Origin of the sequence: Citrobacter sp. 506 (assembly GCF_050434985.1) — a bacterium.
GTDB lineage: Bacteria > Pseudomonadota > Gammaproteobacteria > Enterobacterales > Enterobacteriaceae > Citrobacter > Citrobacter braakii.
This window is the reverse complement of the sequence record NZ_JBNDJN010000011.1, coordinates 14,681-31,953: the sequence shown is the minus strand read 5'-3', so window position 1 is coordinate 31,953 and position 17,273 is coordinate 14,681. Positions and strand designations below refer to the sequence as shown.

The window sequence follows — 17,273 nt, the reverse complement described above, 5'->3', positions numbered from 1 at the left end:
GGCCCGCAACCCTTAAATTGCAGAAAAATGACTGACCGCTGCATTCCACAGCAAAACCCCGCCTTATACCCATTTACACACAGAGTTATCCACAAACCACGCGATCGTTTATGCACTTCTCTGTTTATATGAGCATCCTTCAACGGAAAAAGAAGAGGTCAAAATCGAAAATTAAAAATTCGCGAGCGTTGCGCAAACGTTTTCGTTACAATGCCCCCGCACAACAAGGATGCCCCGTAAGGGGCGTTAGCTGAGTTTTTAGCCAAGAATTCACCTAACGCTCTCTGTAATAGTCAAATCCAGGGGATTTACCATGCAACAACGTCGTCCAGTCCGCCGCGCTCTGCTCAGTGTTTCTGACAAGGCCGGTATCATCGAATTCGCTCAGGCACTTTCCGCACGCGGTGTGGAGCTGCTGTCTACAGGTGGCACTGCGCGCCTGTTAGCTGAGAAAGGTCTGCCAGTGACCGAAGTTTCCGATTACACCGGCTTCCCGGAAATGATGGATGGACGCGTAAAGACCCTGCATCCGAAAGTCCATGGCGGCATTCTTGGTCGTCGCGGTCAGGACGACGGGATTATGGAACAGCACGGCATCGCACCTATCGACATGGTGGTTGTTAACCTGTACCCGTTCGCCGAGACCGTTGCCCGTGAAGGCTGCTCGCTGGAAGATGCGGTAGAAAACATTGATATCGGCGGCCCGACGATGGTGCGTTCCGCTGCCAAAAACCATAAAGATGTGGCTATCGTTGTGAAGAGCAGCGACTACGCCGCCATTATTAAAGAGATGGATGCCAACGACGGTTCTCTGACCCTCAACACACGTTTCGATCTCGCGATTAAAGCCTTCGAACACACCGCCGCTTACGACAGCATGATCGCCAACTACTTCGGTAGCATGGTTCCGGCCTACCACGGCGAAAGCAAAGACGCCGCCGGTCGCTTTCCACGTACACTGAACCTGAACTTCATTAAGAAGCAGGATATGCGCTACGGCGAGAACAGCCACCAACAGGCTGCCTTCTATATAGAAGAGAATGTTAAAGAAGCGTCCGTTGCCACCGCACAGCAGGTACAGGGCAAAGCACTTTCCTACAACAACATCGCCGATACCGATGCGGCGCTGGAGTGCGTAAAAGAATTCAACGAGCCAGCCTGTGTGATCGTCAAACACGCTAACCCGTGCGGCGTGGCTGTCAGTACCTCTATTCTCGATGCTTACGACCGCGCCTATAAAACCGACCCGACCTCCGCGTTCGGCGGCATCATCGCCTTCAACCGCGAACTGGATGCCGAAACTGCTCAAGCCATCATTTCCCGTCAGTTCGTGGAAGTGATCATCGCGCCATCCGCAACCGAAGACGCACTGAAAATCACCGCCGCCAAACAGAACGTCCGCGTGCTGACCTGCGGTCAGTGGGCACAACGTGTGCCGGGCCTGGACTTCAAACGCGTTAACGGCGGTCTGCTGGTTCAGGATCGTGACCTGGGTATGGTGAGCGAAGGTGAACTGCGCGTAGTTTCCAAACGTCAGCCGACTGAACAGGAACTGCGCGATGCGCTGTTCTGCTGGAAAGTAGCTAAATTTGTAAAATCCAACGCCATTGTTTACGCCAAAGAGAACATGACTATCGGCATAGGCGCAGGCCAGATGAGCCGCGTATATTCCGCAAAAATCGCCGGGATTAAAGCCGCCGACGAAGGTCTGGAAGTTCAAGGTTCCTCTATGGCATCCGACGCCTTCTTCCCGTTCCGCGATGGGATTGATGCCGCCGCCGCCGCCGGTGTGACCTGCGTGATCCAGCCAGGCGGTTCTATCCGTGATGATGAAGTCATTGCTGCCGCCGACGAGCACGGCATAGCGATGGTGTTCACCGACATGCGCCACTTCCGCCATTAATCCACGGAGCAGACGATGAAAGTATTAGTGATTGGCAACGGCGGGCGCGAACACGCGCTGGCCTGGAAAGCGGCGCAGTCGCCAAAAGTCGAAACGGTATTTGTCGCACCAGGCAACGCGGGCACCGCGCTGGAACCTGCGCTGCAAAACGTGGCAATCGGCGTGACCGATATTCCGGCGCTGCTGAGCTTTGCCCAGAATGAGAAGATCGATCTGACCATCGTTGGCCCAGAAGCGCCTCTGGTAATTGGCGTGGTCGATGCGTTTCGCGCTGCCGGTCTGAAAATCTTCGGCCCAACCGAAGGTGCAGCACAGTTGGAAGGCTCCAAAGCCTTCACCAAAGATTTCCTTGCCCGTCATAACATTCCGACGGCGGAGTATCAGAACTTCACCGAGATTGAGCCTGCGCTGGCCTATCTGCGTGAGAAAGGCGCGCCGATCGTTATCAAGGCCGACGGCCTGGCCGCCGGTAAAGGCGTTATCGTCGCGATGACGCTGGAGGAAGCCGAAGCCGCCGTTCATGACATGCTGGCAGGTAACGCTTTTGGCGATGCGGGCCACCGTATCGTTATCGAAGAGTTCCTTGACGGTGAAGAAGCGAGCTTTATCGTGATGGTTGACGGCGAGCACGTGCTGCCAATGGCCACCAGCCAGGACCACAAACGCGTGGGCAACGGCGATACCGGTCCGAATACCGGCGGTATGGGCGCTTACTCACCTGCACCGGTGGTGACTGACGACGTTCATCAGCGCACCATGGAACGCATCATCTGGCCAACCGTAAAAGGCATGGCGGCGGAAGGGAACACTTACACCGGTTTCCTGTACGCGGGTCTGATGATCGACAAACAGGGCAACCCGAAGGTTATCGAGTTCAACTGCCGCTTCGGCGATCCGGAAACCCAGCCGATTATGCTGCGTATGAAATCGGATCTGGTCGAACTGTGCCTTGCCGCCTGTGATGGCAAGCTGGATGAGAAAACCTCTGAGTGGGACGAACGCGCCTCTTTGGGCGTAGTGATTGCCGCAGGGGGTTATCCGGGCAACTACAATACTGGCGATGAGATCCACGGCCTGCCGCTGGAAGAAGTCGCTGACGGTAAAGTGTTCCACGCGGGCACCAAACTGTCTGCTGACGATCGCGTGCTGACCAACGGCGGTCGCGTCCTGTGCGCCACCGCGCTGGGCAACACCGTTGCCGAGGCGCAGCAGCGTGCCTACGCCCTGATGACCGACATCCGTTGGGACGGCAGCTTCAGCCGTAACGACATCGGCTGGCGCGCCATCGAACGTGAGCAAAACTAACGGCTGAGCTTAGCCAGCAGCGTTTTGCGCGTAATACCTAACTGACGGGCGGCTTCGGTTTTATTGCCGCCCGTTTTTTCCAGCGCCGCCAGAATCACTTCTTTTTCGACATCCACCAGCGGTTGAATCTCGCTACTGTATTCCGTTTTTATCGGTGTCGCGGCAATCGCCATCGGCAGCTCGCGTTCGGAAATATATTCCCCCGTTAGCAGCACCACCGAACGCTCAATCGCATTTTCCAGCTCACGGATATTACCCGGCCAGTCATAGTGGATCAGCAGATCCATCGCCTGCGGAGTAAAGCCTTTCACCGCTTTTCGATTACGTGTGGCAAAACGCTGGAGAAAATGTTCGGCCAGCAGAGGAATATCTTCCCGACGCTGGCACAGCGCTGGCATTTCAATAGTGATGACGTTCAGGCGATAGTAGAGATCCTGACGAAAGTGCCCGGCGTTAACTTCCTCCGCCAGATCGCGATGAGTGGCAGCGATCAGCCGGACATCAACCGCAATAGTCTGGTTGCTGCCAACCCGTTGCACTTCCCGCTCCTGGATAGCCCGCAGCAGACGCACCTGCATTAGCGGTGAGATATCGCCAATTTCATCAAGAAATAACGTGCCGCCTTCGGCTTCCACAAAGCGCCCTTCCCGCCGCTTATCCGCGCCGGTAAACGCGCCTTTCTCATGACCAAAAAGTTCGGACTCCAGCAGCGATTCATTAAGCGACGCACAGTTCAGCGTCACCAGCGGTTTATCACAGCGGGCACTGCTGGCATGCAGCGCCCGGGCCACCAGCTCTTTCCCCGTACCGGAGTCTCCGTGAATGAGCACCGTTGCATCCGAGGGCGCAACCATCGCGATTTCATTGATCAACTGCTGCATCGCCGGACTGCTGCCAATCATGCCGAACTGCGCAGCCGACCCTGACGGCAGTTCAGCGCCCATTTCCCGCGTATGCGCCAGCGCCTTTTCCAGCGTCTCCTGCAGGCGATCAAAATCCAGCGGCTTGATTAAGTAGTCCAGCGCCCCGGTTTTCAGCGCCTCAACGGCGGTCTCCACGCTGGAGAATGCCGTCATGATCAATACCGGAATCGCCGAATTCAGCGCTTTAATCTCTTTCAGTGTTGCAATGCCGTCCATCTCCGCCATACGCACATCGCACAGCACTAAATCAAATACGCGTTCACGCACCTGTTCCAGTGCCGCTTGCCCGCTATAGGCCAGCGCGACCTCATAACCCCAGCCGCGCAGCAGCGCCTGTAAAATGGTGCAGTGGCTGATATCGTCATCTACCACCAGAATATTGATTTTTCCGCGCGTCATCCTTGTTAATCCTGTTGTTTCGCGTTGGTCGGCAGCCAGAGGGTAAAGGTTGCGCCTTTGCCCTCAACGCTTGCCACATGAATGGTACCACCGTGCTGTTCAATTATGTTCTGCACTACCGCCAGCCCAAGGCCGGTTCCATCCGCTTTAGTCGTGAAGTAAGGCGTAAAAATAGCCTCCAGCTGTTCCGCTGCAATCCCTTTCCCGCTATCAATAACCACGATTTTAACGCGATCGCCGCTGCTTTCACTCGCTTCAACCGTAATCGTGCCCTGACGACCAATCGCATGAATGGCGTTCAGATACAGATTCAACAGAACCTGAGTCAGTCGGTCGGGATCGGCCTGAATAGCGGGCAGCGTGGAACTGGCCGAAAAGCGTAGCTGGATTTCCCGACTTGCCGCATCCTGACTCACCAGGTTTAATGAGTGGGTGATGACCTCATTGAGATCCACCTGTTGCAGCGTCAGATGCGCAGGTTTCACCAGCTCCAGCAGCTCGCTCACCACCCGATTTAAACGGTCCGCCTCTTTCGCCATCACCTGCGCCAGCTCATGCGACTCACCACCAGCCGGAGTTCGTTCAGCAAAATACTTCGCTAAACCCTTGATCGATGAAAGCGGGTTTCGAATCTCATGCGCGACCCCGGCCGCCAGATGTCCGAGCGCCATCAGTTTTTCTTTACGCTTCATCGCATCCTGCAGTTCTTTGTACGAGCGCTGATAGCGCTGATACCAGAAGAACGTCAGCACAGTGGCCAGCAGCACGGCCGCCAGCGCAGACAGGACGATCAGGGTGTTACGCCACTCTCTTGCCTGAGTCGCAGCCAGATCGCTGGCATCAAAAGCGATAAATATGGTTTGTGCGGGGGTGATAAGCTGTCCGTCATTGCTGGCACAGCGCGCCATGCCATGACGTCCTGGACCATACATCGGCTGAAACTGACGATAAATTTCCAGGACAGGTGTTTTTTCACCGTCCCCCGTAGGCATGTCAATATTCCGCCAGCTTTCCTGTTCCCCGGGGCTTAGTTGTCGCAGGACATCCGGTGAATAGAGCGTTTTACCGACCATCGCGGAATTGCTGTGAGTAATAATGACGCCATGATCGTCAACGACGGCAAACCATAGCACGCCTGGTTGTACGGCCATTTCCTCCAGCAGCGTCTGCTGTTGAGCATGATGCATGCGCATCCCCATACCTACGCGCGTACCAGACTCCAGAGCGCGGATGAGCACGCTGCCTTTTTCCAGTAGCGTTTGCCGCGCGGCGCCGCTTTCCCGCCCATAGTCCCGAATGGTCATAATCGAAAACCAACCGACCAAAATCAGGATTGCCGCCAGCAAGAGTCGGCTCAACCACTTGGCCGCCGTGTCCTTATAAAGACGCATACGCTCTCCCTTTATCCCACCTGTTCCTTTCATCGTTGCAGGTATACAGCAGAAATCATGCCATTTTTTCTCCGTGATAACCCTGCCCTCAGACACAAACCGCTGAAAGTAGCGGGTAAAAATGACCCGCCGGCGCGTTCTGGCGAGTCATTTTTACTCGTCGCCCTGTAAAGGCCACGACTACAACTCCCGCGGGACCGGGATTGCCGCTTTGGCACGGAAGATGCAATAGGAAATGTAATCTAACCAACAGGAGAACGACCCATGAAACGGAACAACAAACTGGCGCTGATTGCACTCTCTCTTATCGCGTTGGGCTCTACCCCGACGCTGGCGCAGAATCACTGGGGATATGGTGATGGAATGCAGCAACGAGGCGGTACGCCAATGACCACTGAGCAGCAGGCTACCGCGCAGAAAATCTATGATGATTACTACTCGCAGACCAACGCCTTGCGCCAACAGCTGACCTCTAAACGTTATGAGTACAACGCGTTGCTAACAGCCAGCTCGCCGGACACTGCAAAAATTAATGCCGTGGCAAAAGAGATGGAGGCGTTGAATCAGTCACTGGATGAGCAGCGCGTTAAACGCGATGTCGCAATGGCCCAGGCAGGCGTACCTCGCGGAGCGGGAATGGGCTACGGCGGGTGCGGCGGTGGCGGTAACCATCGCGGCGGCCATATGGGAATGGGCCACTGGTAAACGTTTTTTGCCGGATGGCGGCCTCACCTTATCTGGCCCGATGTCCTGGCATCAGGTTTTCAGAAGGTTTTGGCAGTAGGCTGCCAGTGACAAAAATCTTCATTAGCAACCAGCAGTAGCTGCGACCCTTCGGGCGCTTCCAGCCATGCCACACTCACTTCTACAGATGAATGGCTCTGGCGGCGCTCAATGTGGTTTATCGCCCACGATTCCAGATCGGGCTTCAGTGTTTCACCTTCACAGGTCGTGACTGTGTTATTCGCATGCCAGCGTCCCTGACGCAATATCACCCGTCCCTGACGCAACGCATCGCTGGTCTGGCGGATTTGATCGGCACGATAGCGGTAAAGCGCAATTTGATCGCTGGAAAGCTGCTGCTTTTGCCCATCGACTTCACGCTGCATGAAACTCAGTTCGCCCCGGTCATCGAAGCGTATACGGACATGTTCCGGTGGTTTACTGTAAGTGTTGAGTTCTATCAGCGAGAGCGAATCACCCTGCCAGCGGTATTCACTGGTGGTGGTATCGCCTTTACGCCACGGACTAAATACCGAGAGCAAGTGAACATCGTCGCTGGAATCTTTACGCCAAATGCGTACCGCCCCCTGATCGCCAACATAGCCGCTGGCCGTGAACGGAGGAAGCTCAGAGTGGCGACTACAGGCAGACAGTAACAGCACACCTGAAAGCCAAAGCGAATGACGCCAGATGGACAAAAGGGGCGAAACCGCCCCTTCGATAAAACTGTTCACTGCCACGCGAATTACTTAACCGCGTCTTTCAGTGCTTTACCAGAAACAAATGCCGGTACGTTAGCTGCGGCAATTTTGATTTCTTTACCGGTCTGCGGGTTGCGGCCAGTGCGCTCAGCACGGTGGTTCACTTTGAAGGTACCGAAACCAACCAGTTGTACAGCATCGCCTTCTTTCAGAGACTCAGTAATAGCAGCCAGAGTGGATTCCAGAGCAGCTTTAGCCTGTGTTTTAGACAGTTCTGCTTTGTCTGCAATTACATCAATCAGTTGAGTCTTGTTCATAAGTTATCCTTACAATGTGTTTATCGCTTGCTAAGCATCGAGTGCGACGGAAATGCCAGAAAAGCACTCTCCTGCATACACGCACCGATAGCCACTTTTTTTCGCCCCCCAAATGTAGACCAGACCGGGGGCGGATGGGAAGCCTTCAGGCACGACAAATCAGGCGTTAAATCACGTTTTATGGTGTCATTGCTGAAAATTTATACCAATATTGCTCTCGCCAGCCTCGCGCAGGTCTGCACGAAGCCCTTTTATCAGCTCAATATCGCGTTCTTCACAGTCGGCTAAAAGTCGGAAAATTTCCCACTGAATATCCCATTCTTGCTCAACGGCCGGGTTCTCTTTGAGCTCTTCATCGGTCATTTCGCGACCAGCCTGGGTCATTTCCAGCATCGCAACCGTCGTAATCGAAGCCTTACTAACCTCAATTGCATGTTCCAGCGTTTCACCGCTAAGACGCGAATGCATCAGTTCGCTTAATGCCACACAGGCATCAATCGCCGGATAAACGCCGTACAGATCGTAATCGTCTGCTGAAGGAATAGCCTCTTCAAATTTTTCCAACTGGCTATCGAAATTGATTTTCGCGTCTTTAACCGTCAGCGCTTCCCAAATCAAATCCAGAATTCGGCGGTAAATTTGTCCATCGCCAAATTCGGTTTGCTTACAGAACATGGCGTAGTTGGGGTACATGCGTTCGCACAGACAGGCCATAAACGTGACGTGCTGCCAGCTTTCCAGCTTCTCCAGACGCAGGTGAATCGGATTTTGTAACATGATGAGTTCTCAAATACGGAAATTAGCGGCAGTTTACCCGATATGGGGCGTTTTTGCTGCAAGCCGCGTAAAAGCAGGGCGTTCGGATGCCACCGCATCTGCCCAGCGTGTTGGTTCCGGCAGACGATAGCCGTTCATACAGCATTGTACCCACGCTAACGCGCTGTCCTGGCTCACGCGATGACCCGTAGAGATAAACAGCGGGTTACAGCGTGCTTTGCTGCGCCAAACCCATGCCAGCTGTTCGCCTTTATCCAACAACGGCGCTAACGCTCCGGGTTCGGCGGCGAGCGGCTCAAACTTGCCGCACAACCGTTTTTTCGCCACGCCAATCGTCGGGACATCCACCAGCAGGCCAAAATGGCTGGCCACGCCCAGACGGCGAGGGTGAGAGATCCCGTGACCGTCAACGAACAGCAGATCAGGCTTGTGCGAAAGCTGCTGCCAGGCGGCCATCAGCGCGGGTGTTTCGCGAAAGGAGAGAAAGCCAGGAATGTAGGGCATGGTGGTGGCGATTCGCGCCACCTTGTATTCAACCAGTTCCAGCGAGGGGTACTTCAGTAAGACCATCGCGGCTCGCGTCACTTCGCCCCCCTGCTCGAACCCAACGTCCGCCCCGCCGATCAGATCCGGCGGATCGCTCCTCAGGCGATCCTCGCGGATCACTGAGGAGGCCAGTTCAAGCTGCTGCGCGCGTAATGACGCAAGATCCATAATGACTCCTTAGCGGTGGTACTGTTCAGACAACCGATGTACCGCCTCCACAAAGACACCCGCATGCTCTGGCGGGACATCCTGATGAATGCCGTGGCCCAGGTTAAAGACATGGCCTTCACCCTGACCAAAACCGGCCAGAATCGTCGCCACCTCTTCTTCGATGCGGGCTGGCGGCGCATACAGCATGGACGGATCCATATTGCCCTGCAGTGCCACTTTATGACCTACACGACGACGCGCATCGGCAATGTCAGTGGTCCAGTCCAGACCTAACGCATCACAGCCGGTTTCCGCCATCGCTTCCAGCCACTGACCACCGCCTTTGGTGAACAGCGTCACCGGTACGCGACGACCTTCGTTCTCGCGCATCAGGCCGTCGACGATTTTGTGCATGTAATACAAGGAGAACTGCTGATAGTCGCGACCGGTCAGCACACCGCCCCAGGTGTCGAAAATCATTACCGACTGCGCGCCCGCTTTGATCTGCGCGTTCAGGTACAGAGTGACGCTCTTCGCCAGCTTATCAAGCAGCAGATGCAGCGCCTTTGGATCGGCGTACATCATCTTTTTAATTACGGTGAAGGCCTTACTACTGCCGCCTTCGACCATATAGGTCGCCAGTGTCCACGGGCTACCGGAGAAGCCGATCAGCGGCACTTCGCCTTTCAGTTCACGGCGGATAGTGCGCACCGCATTCATCACATAACCCAGTCCATCTTCCGGGTCCGGGATCGGCAGTTTGTCGACGTCAGCCTTGCTGGCGATCGGTGAGGTAAAGCGTGGGCCCTCTCCGGCTTCAAAATACAGCCCAAGTCCCATCGCATCGGGAATCGTCAGGATATCCGAAAAGAGGATCGCCGCATCAAGCTTATAGCGACGCAGCGGCTGCAGCGTGACTTCGCAGGCCAACTCGGCATTTTTGCACAGCGCCATAAAATCGCCCGCTTCGGCGCGCGTGGCTTTATATTCCGGTAGATAGCGGCCCGCCTGGCGCATCATCCATACCGGAGTGACATCAACGGGCTGGCGCAGCAGCGCACGCAGATAACGATCGTTCTTCAGTTCGGTCATTTTTCCATTCCTTGAGCTATTTCACGCCAGTGTAACATGTGTGTCACTCATACTCTGCCCGACAGAGGGCGACAGTATCTTCAATCAATCGACGCGCGACGGTGCCCGGCGGGGGCAGGAGCGGTAAATCGTCGTAGCGATACCAGTTCGCTTCCAGCAGTTCCTTCGGGTCAATAACAATTTCGCCGCTATCATACTCCGCCATAAATGCGGTCATCAAAGACTGTGGGAACGGCCACGGCTGAGAAGTGACGTAGCGCAGGTTTTTCACCTTAATGCCGCTCTCTTCCATGACTTCGCGTGCCACCGCCTGCTCGAGGGTCTCGCCCACTTCGACAAAACCCGCCAGCACGGTATGCACGCCGTTACGATGGCGAACATGTTGGGCAAGCAGGATAGCGTCGTCACGGCGAATAGCGACGATAATGCAGGGGGCAATTTGCGGGTAGTAGCGTTCTCGACAGTGGCTACACAGCATCGCCCATTCCGTTTTACTCGGGTGCATGGGATGACCGCAGTAACCGCAGAATTTATGTGAGCGGTAGAACTCGGCCAGTTGTACACCGCGTCCGGCCAGTTGAAACAGGCCAACATCCTGGTCAATGACCTGGCGCACAGACCCCATATCGTGCCGACGCTGCTGCTGCACCAGCCAGACCGTCTCCCCTTCCCATTCGCCTATAGGAAGTGCGCGCTGCCCGGTCAGATCAAAACTTGCTGCGTCGCCGTAAGGCAGTTCGCCATGAGGCAACCATAACTTTTGCTCATGACTGACAATCCACCAGCCGCTATCTAATTTTTCAATTATACGATCCATATCTCTTGCGCAACCTTTGCTTCACAGGCATGTTGTTTACATTATTTTTACATTTACGGGTGAGCCGTTCCTAAACACCATCTTGCGGAGTCAATCATGCTAAACCAGCTGGAAAGCCTGACGGAGCACGTCGGAGGAAGTAACAAACTGGTTGATCGCTGGCTACATGTACGTAAGCACCTGCTCGTGGCTTACTACAATCTGGTTGGCATTAAGCCTGGCAAAGAATCGTACATGCGGCTCAATGAAAAGGCGCTGGATGATTTTTGCCAGAGCCTGGTCGATTACCTTTCCACCGGACACTTCAGTATTTATGAACGTATTCTCCATAAATTGGAAGGGAACGGGCAGCTTTTAAAAGCCACAAAAATTTGGCCGCTCCTGGAAGCCAATACGCAACTGATCATGGACTACTATGATTCCAGTCTGGAGACTGCCATTGATCACGATAACTTCCTTGAATTTCAACAGGCCTTATCGGATATCGGCGAGGCGCTGGAAGCCCGGTTCGTGCTGGAAGATAAGCTGATCATGCTGGTTTTTGATGCGATGCACGAGAGTAGCATGATCAAACGTCCTGCTTGAGATTTGCGACATTAACGCGTAATTTACATTCATTACCTCTTTTTGAGGTTACTTCTTGTCGGAGTGCTTATTTTCCACAGCAGCATGAGTGGAAAAGGCTGAGACCGTTAATTCGGGATCCGCGGAACCTGATCAGGTTAAAACCTGCGAAGGGAACAAGAGTCAATCTACAACCGTATCGCCCTTTGGCGTTCGTCTCTCTTGCTTCATCCGTCGTCTGACAAGCCATATCCTTACTTTTATTTGGAATGAGCTATGTCTGCCACTACTAAACCATCACGCCGCGAACAGCGCGCCCAAGCCCAACACTTTATCGACACGCTGGAAGGTACCGCCTTTCCTAACTCAAAACGTATCTACATCACCGGTTCGCAGGCGGATATCCGCATCCCGATGCGCGAAATCCAGCTAAGTCCTACGCTGATTGGTGGTACGAAAGACAACCCGCAGTTTGAAGAGAACGAAGCCGTGCCGGTGTACGACACCTCCGGGCCGTACGGCGATCCTGATGTGGCGATTAACGTTCAGCAGGGTCTGGCAAAACTGCGCCAGCCATGGATTGCGGCGCGTAACGATAGCGAAGAATTAGACGACCGTAGCTCCGCTTATACCAAACAACGTCTGGCCGACGATGGCCTGGACGAACTGCGTTTCAGCGGCCTGCTGACGCCAAAACGCGCCAAAGCCGGCAAGCGCGTTACCCAGTTGCACTATGCCCGTCAGGGGATGGTTACCCCGGAGATGGAATTTATCGCCATCCGTGAAAACATGGGCCGCGAGCGCATTCGTAGTGAAGTGCTGCGCCATCAGCATCCAGGGATGAACTTTGGTGCTCGCCTGCCGGAAAACATCACCCCGGAATTCGTGCGTGATGAAGTCGCTGCGGGCCGCGCGATTATTCCTGCCAACATCAACCACCCGGAATCCGAGCCGATGATCATCGGCCGCAACTTCCTGGTGAAGGTGAACGCCAACATCGGTAACTCGGCGGTGACCTCCTCCATTGAAGAAGAGGTGGAGAAGCTGGTGTGGTCGACCCGCTGGGGCGCAGATACGGTGATGGACCTCTCTACCGGCCGCTATATTCACGAAACCCGCGAGTGGATCCTGCGTAACAGCCCGGTGCCGATCGGTACCGTACCGATCTACCAGGCGCTGGAGAAGGTTAACGGGATCGCTGAAGATCTCACCTGGGAAGCCTTCCGCGACACGCTGCTCGAACAAGCCGAACAGGGCGTCGACTACTTCACCATTCACGCGGGCGTACTGCTGCGCTACGTGCCGATGACCGCCAAACGCCTGACAGGTATTGTCTCGCGCGGCGGTTCGATCATGGCGAAATGGTGTCTCTCTCATCACAAAGAGAACTTCCTGTTTGAACATTTCCGCGAGATTTGCGAAATCTGTGCCGCCTATGACGTTTCGCTCTCTCTCGGCGACGGCCTGCGTCCAGGCTCGATTCAGGATGCCAACGACGAGGCGCAGTTCTCCGAGCTGCATACGCTGGGCGAACTGACCAAAATCGCCTGGGAATACGACGTGCAGGTGATGATTGAAGGCCCGGGTCATGTGCCGATGCATATGATCCAGCGCAACATGACCGAAGAGCTGGAGCACTGCCATGAAGCGCCGTTCTACACCTTAGGGCCGTTGACGACAGATATCGCGCCGGGCTATGACCACTTCACCTCCGGCATTGGTGCGGCGATGATCGGCTGGTTTGGCTGTGCGATGCTGTGCTACGTCACGCCAAAAGAGCACCTTGGCCTGCCGAACAAAGAAGACGTGAAGCAAGGGCTGATTACCTACAAGATTGCCGCCCACGCCGCTGATTTAGCCAAAGGCCATCCGGGTGCGCAGATCCGCGATAACGCCATGTCGAAAGCGCGCTTCGAATTCCGCTGGGAAGACCAGTTTAACCTCGCACTCGACCCATTCACCGCCCGCGCCTATCACGATGAAACCCTGCCACAGGAGTCCGGCAAGGTTGCCCACTTCTGCTCCATGTGCGGGCCGAAGTTCTGCTCGATGAAAATCAGCCATGAGGTCCGCGACTACGCCGCCGCACAAACCATTGAAATCGGAATGGCGGATATGTCGGAGAACTTCCGCGCCAAAGGCGGCGAAATCTACCTCAAAAAAGAGGAGGCGTGATGTACCAGCCTGATTTCCCGACCGTGCCGTTCCGCCTCGGGCTTTACCCGGTGGTAGACAGCGTTGAATGGATTGAACGCTTGCTGCAGGCAGGTGTGCGCACGATCCAACTGCGCATTAAAGATAAACGTGATGAAGAGGTCGAAGCCGACGTCATTGCCGCCATAGAGTTGGGGCGTCGCTATGACGCTCGCCTGTTTATCAACGATTACTGGAGTCTGGCAATTAAGCACAACGCGTACGGCGTGCATTTGGGCCAGGAAGACCTCGAAACCACCGACCTGAAGGCGATTCAGGCGGCGGGGCTACGCCTGGGTGTTTCCACTCACGATGATATGGAGATAGACGTAGCGCTGGCTGCTAAGCCTTCTTATATCGCGCTGGGTCATGTCTTCCCGACGCAAACCAAGCAGATGCCGTCGGCCCCGCAGGGTCTCACGCAGCTGGCAAGCCATAGTAAACGACTGGCGGATTACCCCACTGTCGCTATCGGCGGCATCAGCCTTGAGCGCGCCCCAGCGGTGCTGGCGACCGGCGTTGGCAGTATTGCCGTGGTCAGCGCCATAACCCACGCCGCAGACTGGCAGGCAGCCACGGCGCAGCTACTGGACATTGCGGGAGCCGGCGATGAATGACCGCGATTTTATGCGCTACAGCCGCCAGATCCTGCTCGCCGACATTGCCATTGAGGGCCAACAAAAGCTGCTCGATAGCCATGTGCTGATCGTCGGTTTAGGTGGGCTCGGCTCGCCTGCGGCACTGTATCTGGCGGGAGCGGGCGTCGGCACGCTGACGTTGGCGGACGATGATGACGTTCATCTGAGCAACCTGCAGCGGCAAATATTGTTCACCACCGATGATATCGCCCGCCCGAAAGCACAGGCGGCAAAGCGACATCTGGCACGCCTTAATCCGGACAGCGAGCTGGTCGTCCTTGAGCAGCGGCTGACCGGTGAGGCGCTCCGGCATGCGGTAGCGCGTGCCGACGTGGTGCTCGACTGTACCGACAACATGGCGACGCGCCAGGAAATTAACGCCGCCTGCGTGATGCTCAACACTCCGCTCATCACCGCCAGCGCTGTGGGCTTTGGCGGCCAGCTAATGGTACTGACGCCACCGTGGGAACAAGGCTGTTACCGTTGCCTGTGGCCGGATGATGTAGAGCCGGAACGCAACTGCCGCACCGCCGGCATCGTCGGCCCGGTTGTGGGCGTGATGGGCACCTTGCAAGCGCTGGAGGCGATTAAATTACTCAGCGGCATTGAAACTCCTAATGGGGAGCTACGTCTGTTTGACGGTAAAACCAGCCAGTGGCGCAGCCTCGCGCTGCGTCGTGCCAGCGGCTGTCCGGTCTGCGGAGGACAACATGCAGATTCAGTTCAATGATGAGCCGATGCAGTGCGCCGAGGGACAAACCGTCAGCGGGCTGCTCACTGCGCTAAATCAACTTAAACCGGGAGCGGCGCTGGCGCTCAATCAGCAGATCCTGCCGCGCGAGCAGTGGGAGCAGCAAATCGTGCAGGAAGGCGACCAGATCCTGCTTTTTCAGGTTATTGCAGGGGGTTGATATGTTACGTATTGCCGACAAAACGTTTGATTCACATCTGTTCACCGGCACCGGAAAATTTGCTTCGTCGCAGCTGATGGTCGAGGCGATTCGCGCCTCCGGCAGCCAGTTGGTGACGCTGGCGATGAAGCGCGTGGATTTGCGCCAGCACAACGATGCCATTCTGGCCCCACTTATCGACGCGGGGGTGACGCTACTGCCTAACACCTCTGGGGCGAAAACCGCGGAAGAGGCTATTTTCGCCGCCCAGTTGGCACGTGAAGCGCTGGGCACAAACTGGCTAAAATTAGAAATCCACCCGGACGCCCGCTGGCTATTGCCGGATCCGATTGAAACGTTAAAAGCCGCGGAAGCATTGGTGAAACTGGGCTTTGTGGTGCTGCCCTACTGCGGCGCGGATCCGGTGCTGTGTAAGCGGCTGGAAGAGGTCGGCTGCGCGGCGGTAATGCCGCTCGGCGCGCCCATCGGTTCTAATCAGGGACTGGAAACGAAAGCGATGCTGGAGATTATTATCCAACAGGCAACCGTACCGGTGGTGGTTGATGCGGGTATTGGCGTCCCCAGCCACGCCACACAGGCGCTGGAAATGGGTGCCGACGCAGTGCTGGTCAACACGGCAATCGCCGTGGCCGACTGCCCGGTCACAATGGCTACCGCCTTCCGTCTGGCGGTTGAAGCGGGTCTTCTGGCGCGCCAGGCGGTACCAGGAAGCAAAAGTTCGCAGGCAAGCGCCACCAGCCCGTTAACCGGATTCCTGGAGGCCTTCGTATGAAAACGTTCAGCGACCGCTGGCGCCAGCTTGACTGGGATGACATCCGCCTGCGTATCAACGGTAAAACCGCCGCTGACGTGGAGCACGCCCTCAACGCTTCACAGCTTAGTCGCGACGATCTGATGGCGTTGCTCTCCCCTGCCGCCGCCGACTTTCTGGAGCCGTTGGCACAGCGAGCGCAGCGCCTGACCCGCCAGCGCTTCGGCAACACGGTCAGCTTTTATGTTCCGCTGTATCTCTCAAATCTTTGCGCCAACGACTGCACCTACTGCGGCTTTTCCATGAGCAACCGTATCAAACGCAAAACGCTGGACGAAGATGAGATAAAACGAGAGTGTACCGCTATCCGTGAGCTGGGTTTTGAGCATCTGTTGTTGGTCACCGGTGAACATCAGGCAAAAGTCGGAATGGATTACTTTCGTCGCCATTTGCCCACCATTCGCCGCCAGTTTGCCTCGTTACAGATGGAAGTTCAGCCGCTGTCAGAGGCTGAATATGCGGAGCTGAAGACGCTGGGACTGGATGGCGTGATGGTGTATCAGGAGAGCTATCATGAGGCGATTTACGCTCGCCACCATCTGAAGGGGAAAAAGCAGGATTTCTTCTGGCGACTGGAAACGCCGGACAGGCTGGGCCGCGCAGGGATCGACAAAATCGGTCTTGGCGCGTTGATTGGTTTGTCCGACAGCTGGCGGGTCGATTGCTATATGGTGGCTGAACATCTGCTGTGGATGCAGCAGCATTACTGGCAGAGCCGCTACTCCATCTCCTTCCCTCGCCTGCGCCCATGCACCGGTGGCGTTGAACCCGCATCGATCATGGACGAGCGACAGTTGGTCCAAACCATTTGCGCGTTTCGTTTACTGGCGCCAGAAATTGAGCTGTCGCTCTCCACCCGCGAATCGCCATGGTTCCGTGATCATGTGATCCCGCTGGCGATCAACAACGTCAGCGCCTTCTCAAAAACACAGCCCGGCGGTTATGCCGATAACCATCCTGAACTGGAACAGTTCTCCCCACACGACGCCCGTCGCCCAGAAGCCGTTGCTGAAGCACTAATGGCGCAGGGGTTACAGCCCGTGTGGAAGGACTGGGACAGCTATCTGGGACGCGCTTCGCAGATGCCGTAAGTCCGGAGCAATCGCATAAAA

General features: G+C 55.8%; 18 protein-coding genes and 1 riboswitch. Of the genes, 10 read left to right on the top strand and 8 right to left on the bottom strand.

Annotated features, from left to right (window positions below; genetic code table 11):
- Positions 1-313: 313 nt before the first annotated feature.
- Together purH and purD are read left to right on the top strand one after the other, a co-directional pair.
- On the top strand, positions 314-1,903 hold the full coding sequence (gene purH / locus ABIE10_RS23360; RefSeq protein WP_429157297.1) for a bifunctional phosphoribosylaminoimidazolecarboxamide formyltransferase/IMP cyclohydrolase: 1,590 nt from the start codon (positions 314-316) through the stop codon (positions 1,901-1,903).
- A 15-nt stretch (positions 1,904-1,918) separates the two neighbouring features.
- On the top strand, positions 1,919-3,208 hold the full coding sequence (purD, locus tag ABIE10_RS23355; RefSeq protein WP_016157951.1) for a phosphoribosylamine--glycine ligase: 1,290 nt from the start codon (positions 1,919-1,921) through the stop codon (positions 3,206-3,208).
- Here the strand turns inward: purD and zraR are convergent.
- Entirely contained in the window at positions 3,205-4,530 is a 1,326-nt protein-coding gene (gene zraR, locus ABIE10_RS23350) for a sigma-54-dependent response regulator transcription factor ZraR (RefSeq protein ID WP_259689444.1), read from the bottom strand. The genes purD and zraR overlap by 4 nt on opposite strands.
- 5 nt (positions 4,531-4,535) lie before the next feature.
- Positions 4,536-5,921: a two-component system sensor histidine kinase ZraS gene (gene zraS, locus ABIE10_RS23345; protein WP_047498846.1), complete on the bottom strand. Its 1,386-nt coding sequence runs from the start codon at positions 5,919-5,921 to the stop codon at positions 4,536-4,538.
- A gap of 264 nt (positions 5,922-6,185) precedes the next feature.
- On the opposite strand from zraS, the gene zraP reads away from it, so the two are divergent.
- Positions 6,186-6,626 (top strand): zinc resistance sensor/chaperone ZraP, encoded by a 441-nt coding sequence (gene zraP, locus ABIE10_RS23340; protein WP_216403877.1) that lies wholly within the window; start codon positions 6,186-6,188, stop codon positions 6,624-6,626.
- A 59-nt stretch (positions 6,627-6,685) separates the two neighbouring features.
- Here the strand turns inward: zraP and ABIE10_RS23335 are convergent, their stop codons facing one another.
- The 6 genes from ABIE10_RS23335 to nudC all read right to left on the bottom strand — a co-directional run bounded on the left by ABIE10_RS23335 (position 6,686) and on the right by nudC (position 11,044).
- Positions 6,686-7,378, bottom strand: coding sequence for a DUF1481 domain-containing protein (locus ABIE10_RS23335; protein WP_047359007.1), 693 nt, complete (start codon positions 7,376-7,378; stop codon positions 6,686-6,688).
- 11 nt (positions 7,379-7,389) lie between these two features.
- A complete protein-coding gene (hupA, locus tag ABIE10_RS23330) occupies positions 7,390-7,662 on the bottom strand; it encodes a nucleoid-associated protein HU-alpha (RefSeq protein ID WP_001044509.1) in 273 nt (90 codons plus the stop codon).
- 186 nt (positions 7,663-7,848) lie between these two features.
- The gene (locus tag ABIE10_RS23325; protein ID WP_003842015.1) at positions 7,849-8,439 is read right to left on the bottom strand and encodes a YjaG family protein; all 591 of its coding nucleotides are present in this window, start codon (positions 8,437-8,439) and stop codon (positions 7,849-7,851) included.
- 33 nt (positions 8,440-8,472) lie between these two features.
- Positions 8,473-9,153 carry a deoxyribonuclease V gene (gene nfi / locus ABIE10_RS23320; protein ID WP_016157948.1) on the bottom strand — a complete coding sequence of 227 codons (681 nt, stop codon included), beginning with the start codon at positions 9,151-9,153 and terminating at the stop codon, positions 8,473-8,475.
- 9 nt (positions 9,154-9,162) lie between these two features.
- Positions 9,163-10,227 (bottom strand): uroporphyrinogen decarboxylase, encoded by a 1,065-nt coding sequence (gene hemE / locus ABIE10_RS23315; RefSeq protein ID WP_016155313.1) that lies wholly within the window; start codon positions 10,225-10,227, stop codon positions 9,163-9,165.
- A gap of 43 nt (positions 10,228-10,270) precedes the next feature.
- The gene (gene nudC, locus ABIE10_RS23310) at positions 10,271-11,044 is read right to left on the bottom strand and encodes an NAD(+) diphosphatase (RefSeq protein WP_016155312.1); all 774 of its coding nucleotides are present in this window, start codon (positions 11,042-11,044) and stop codon (positions 10,271-10,273) included.
- A gap of 96 nt (positions 11,045-11,140) precedes the next feature.
- Here nudC and ABIE10_RS23305 point away from each other — a divergent pair, with 96 nt between their 5' ends.
- From ABIE10_RS23305 to thiH, 7 genes are all read left to right on the top strand, one after another.
- On the top strand, positions 11,141-11,629 hold the full coding sequence (locus ABIE10_RS23305; protein ID WP_047498843.1) for an Rsd/AlgQ family anti-sigma factor: 489 nt from the start codon (positions 11,141-11,143) through the stop codon (positions 11,627-11,629).
- A gap of 49 nt (positions 11,630-11,678) precedes the next feature.
- Positions 11,679-11,801: riboswitch (TPP riboswitch) on the top strand.
- A gap of 83 nt (positions 11,802-11,884) precedes the next feature.
- A complete protein-coding gene (gene thiC / locus ABIE10_RS23300; protein WP_429157288.1) occupies positions 11,885-13,783 on the top strand; it encodes a phosphomethylpyrimidine synthase ThiC in 1,899 nt (632 codons plus the stop codon).
- Positions 13,783-14,418, top strand: coding sequence for a thiamine phosphate synthase (gene thiE, locus ABIE10_RS23295; RefSeq protein ID WP_016157945.1), 636 nt, complete (start codon positions 13,783-13,785; stop codon positions 14,416-14,418). Before thiC ends, thiE begins: the two co-directional genes overlap by 1 nt.
- A complete protein-coding gene (locus ABIE10_RS23290; RefSeq protein ID WP_101701280.1) occupies positions 14,411-15,169 on the top strand; it encodes a HesA/MoeB/ThiF family protein in 759 nt (252 codons plus the stop codon). The genes thiE and ABIE10_RS23290 overlap by 8 nt, the downstream gene beginning before the upstream one ends.
- Complete coding sequence (thiS, locus tag ABIE10_RS23285) at positions 15,150-15,350, top strand: sulfur carrier protein ThiS (RefSeq protein WP_016155307.1); 201 nt, start codon at positions 15,150-15,152, stop codon at positions 15,348-15,350. Before ABIE10_RS23290 ends, thiS begins: the two co-directional genes overlap by 20 nt.
- A gap of 1 nt (position 15,351) precedes the next feature.
- Positions 15,352-16,122 (top strand): thiazole synthase, encoded by a 771-nt coding sequence (gene thiG, locus ABIE10_RS23280; protein WP_047415991.1) that lies wholly within the window; start codon positions 15,352-15,354, stop codon positions 16,120-16,122.
- Positions 16,119-17,252 (top strand): 2-iminoacetate synthase ThiH, encoded by a 1,134-nt coding sequence (gene thiH / locus ABIE10_RS23275; RefSeq protein WP_016157943.1) that lies wholly within the window; start codon positions 16,119-16,121, stop codon positions 17,250-17,252. The genes thiG and thiH overlap by 4 nt, the downstream gene beginning before the upstream one ends.
- The last annotated feature ends 21 nt before the right edge of the window (positions 17,253-17,273 follow it).

Bases quoted from the DNA above. Each gene is read 5' to 3' on its own strand.
- purH (WP_429157297.1), top strand. From the start codon at position 314: ATGCAACAACGTCGTCCAGTCCGCCGCGCTCTGCTCAGTGTTTCTGAC.
- purD (WP_016157951.1), top strand. From the start codon at position 1,919: ATGAAAGTATTAGTGATTGGCAACGGCGGGCGCGAACACGCGCTGGCC.
- zraR (WP_259689444.1), bottom strand. From the start codon at position 4,530: ATGACGCGCGGAAAAATCAATATTCTGGTGGTAGATGACGATATCAGC.
- zraS (WP_047498846.1), bottom strand. From the start codon at position 5,921: ATGCGTCTTTATAAGGACACGGCGGCCAAGTGGTTGAGCCGACTCTTG.
- zraP (WP_216403877.1), top strand. From the start codon at position 6,186: ATGAAACGGAACAACAAACTGGCGCTGATTGCACTCTCTCTTATCGCG.
- hupA (WP_001044509.1), bottom strand. From the start codon at position 7,662: ATGAACAAGACTCAACTGATTGATGTAATTGCAGACAAAGCAGAACTG.
- ABIE10_RS23325 (WP_003842015.1), bottom strand. From the start codon at position 8,439: ATGTTACAAAATCCGATTCACCTGCGTCTGGAGAAGCTGGAAAGCTGG.
- nfi (WP_016157948.1), bottom strand. From the start codon at position 9,153: ATGGATCTTGCGTCATTACGCGCGCAGCAGCTTGAACTGGCCTCCTCA.
- hemE (WP_016155313.1), bottom strand. From the start codon at position 10,227: ATGACCGAACTGAAGAACGATCGTTATCTGCGTGCGCTGCTGCGCCAG.
- nudC (WP_016155312.1), bottom strand. From the start codon at position 11,044: ATGGATCGTATAATTGAAAAATTAGATAGCGGCTGGTGGATTGTCAGT.
- ABIE10_RS23305 (WP_047498843.1), top strand. From the start codon at position 11,141: ATGCTAAACCAGCTGGAAAGCCTGACGGAGCACGTCGGAGGAAGTAAC.
- thiC (WP_429157288.1), top strand. From the start codon at position 11,885: ATGTCTGCCACTACTAAACCATCACGCCGCGAACAGCGCGCCCAAGCC.
- thiE (WP_016157945.1), top strand. From the start codon at position 13,783: ATGTACCAGCCTGATTTCCCGACCGTGCCGTTCCGCCTCGGGCTTTAC.
- ABIE10_RS23290 (WP_101701280.1), top strand. From the start codon at position 14,411: ATGAATGACCGCGATTTTATGCGCTACAGCCGCCAGATCCTGCTCGCC.
- thiS (WP_016155307.1), top strand. From the start codon at position 15,150: ATGCAGATTCAGTTCAATGATGAGCCGATGCAGTGCGCCGAGGGACAA.
- thiG (WP_047415991.1), top strand. From the start codon at position 15,352: ATGTTACGTATTGCCGACAAAACGTTTGATTCACATCTGTTCACCGGC.
- thiH (WP_016157943.1), top strand. From the start codon at position 16,119: ATGAAAACGTTCAGCGACCGCTGGCGCCAGCTTGACTGGGATGACATC.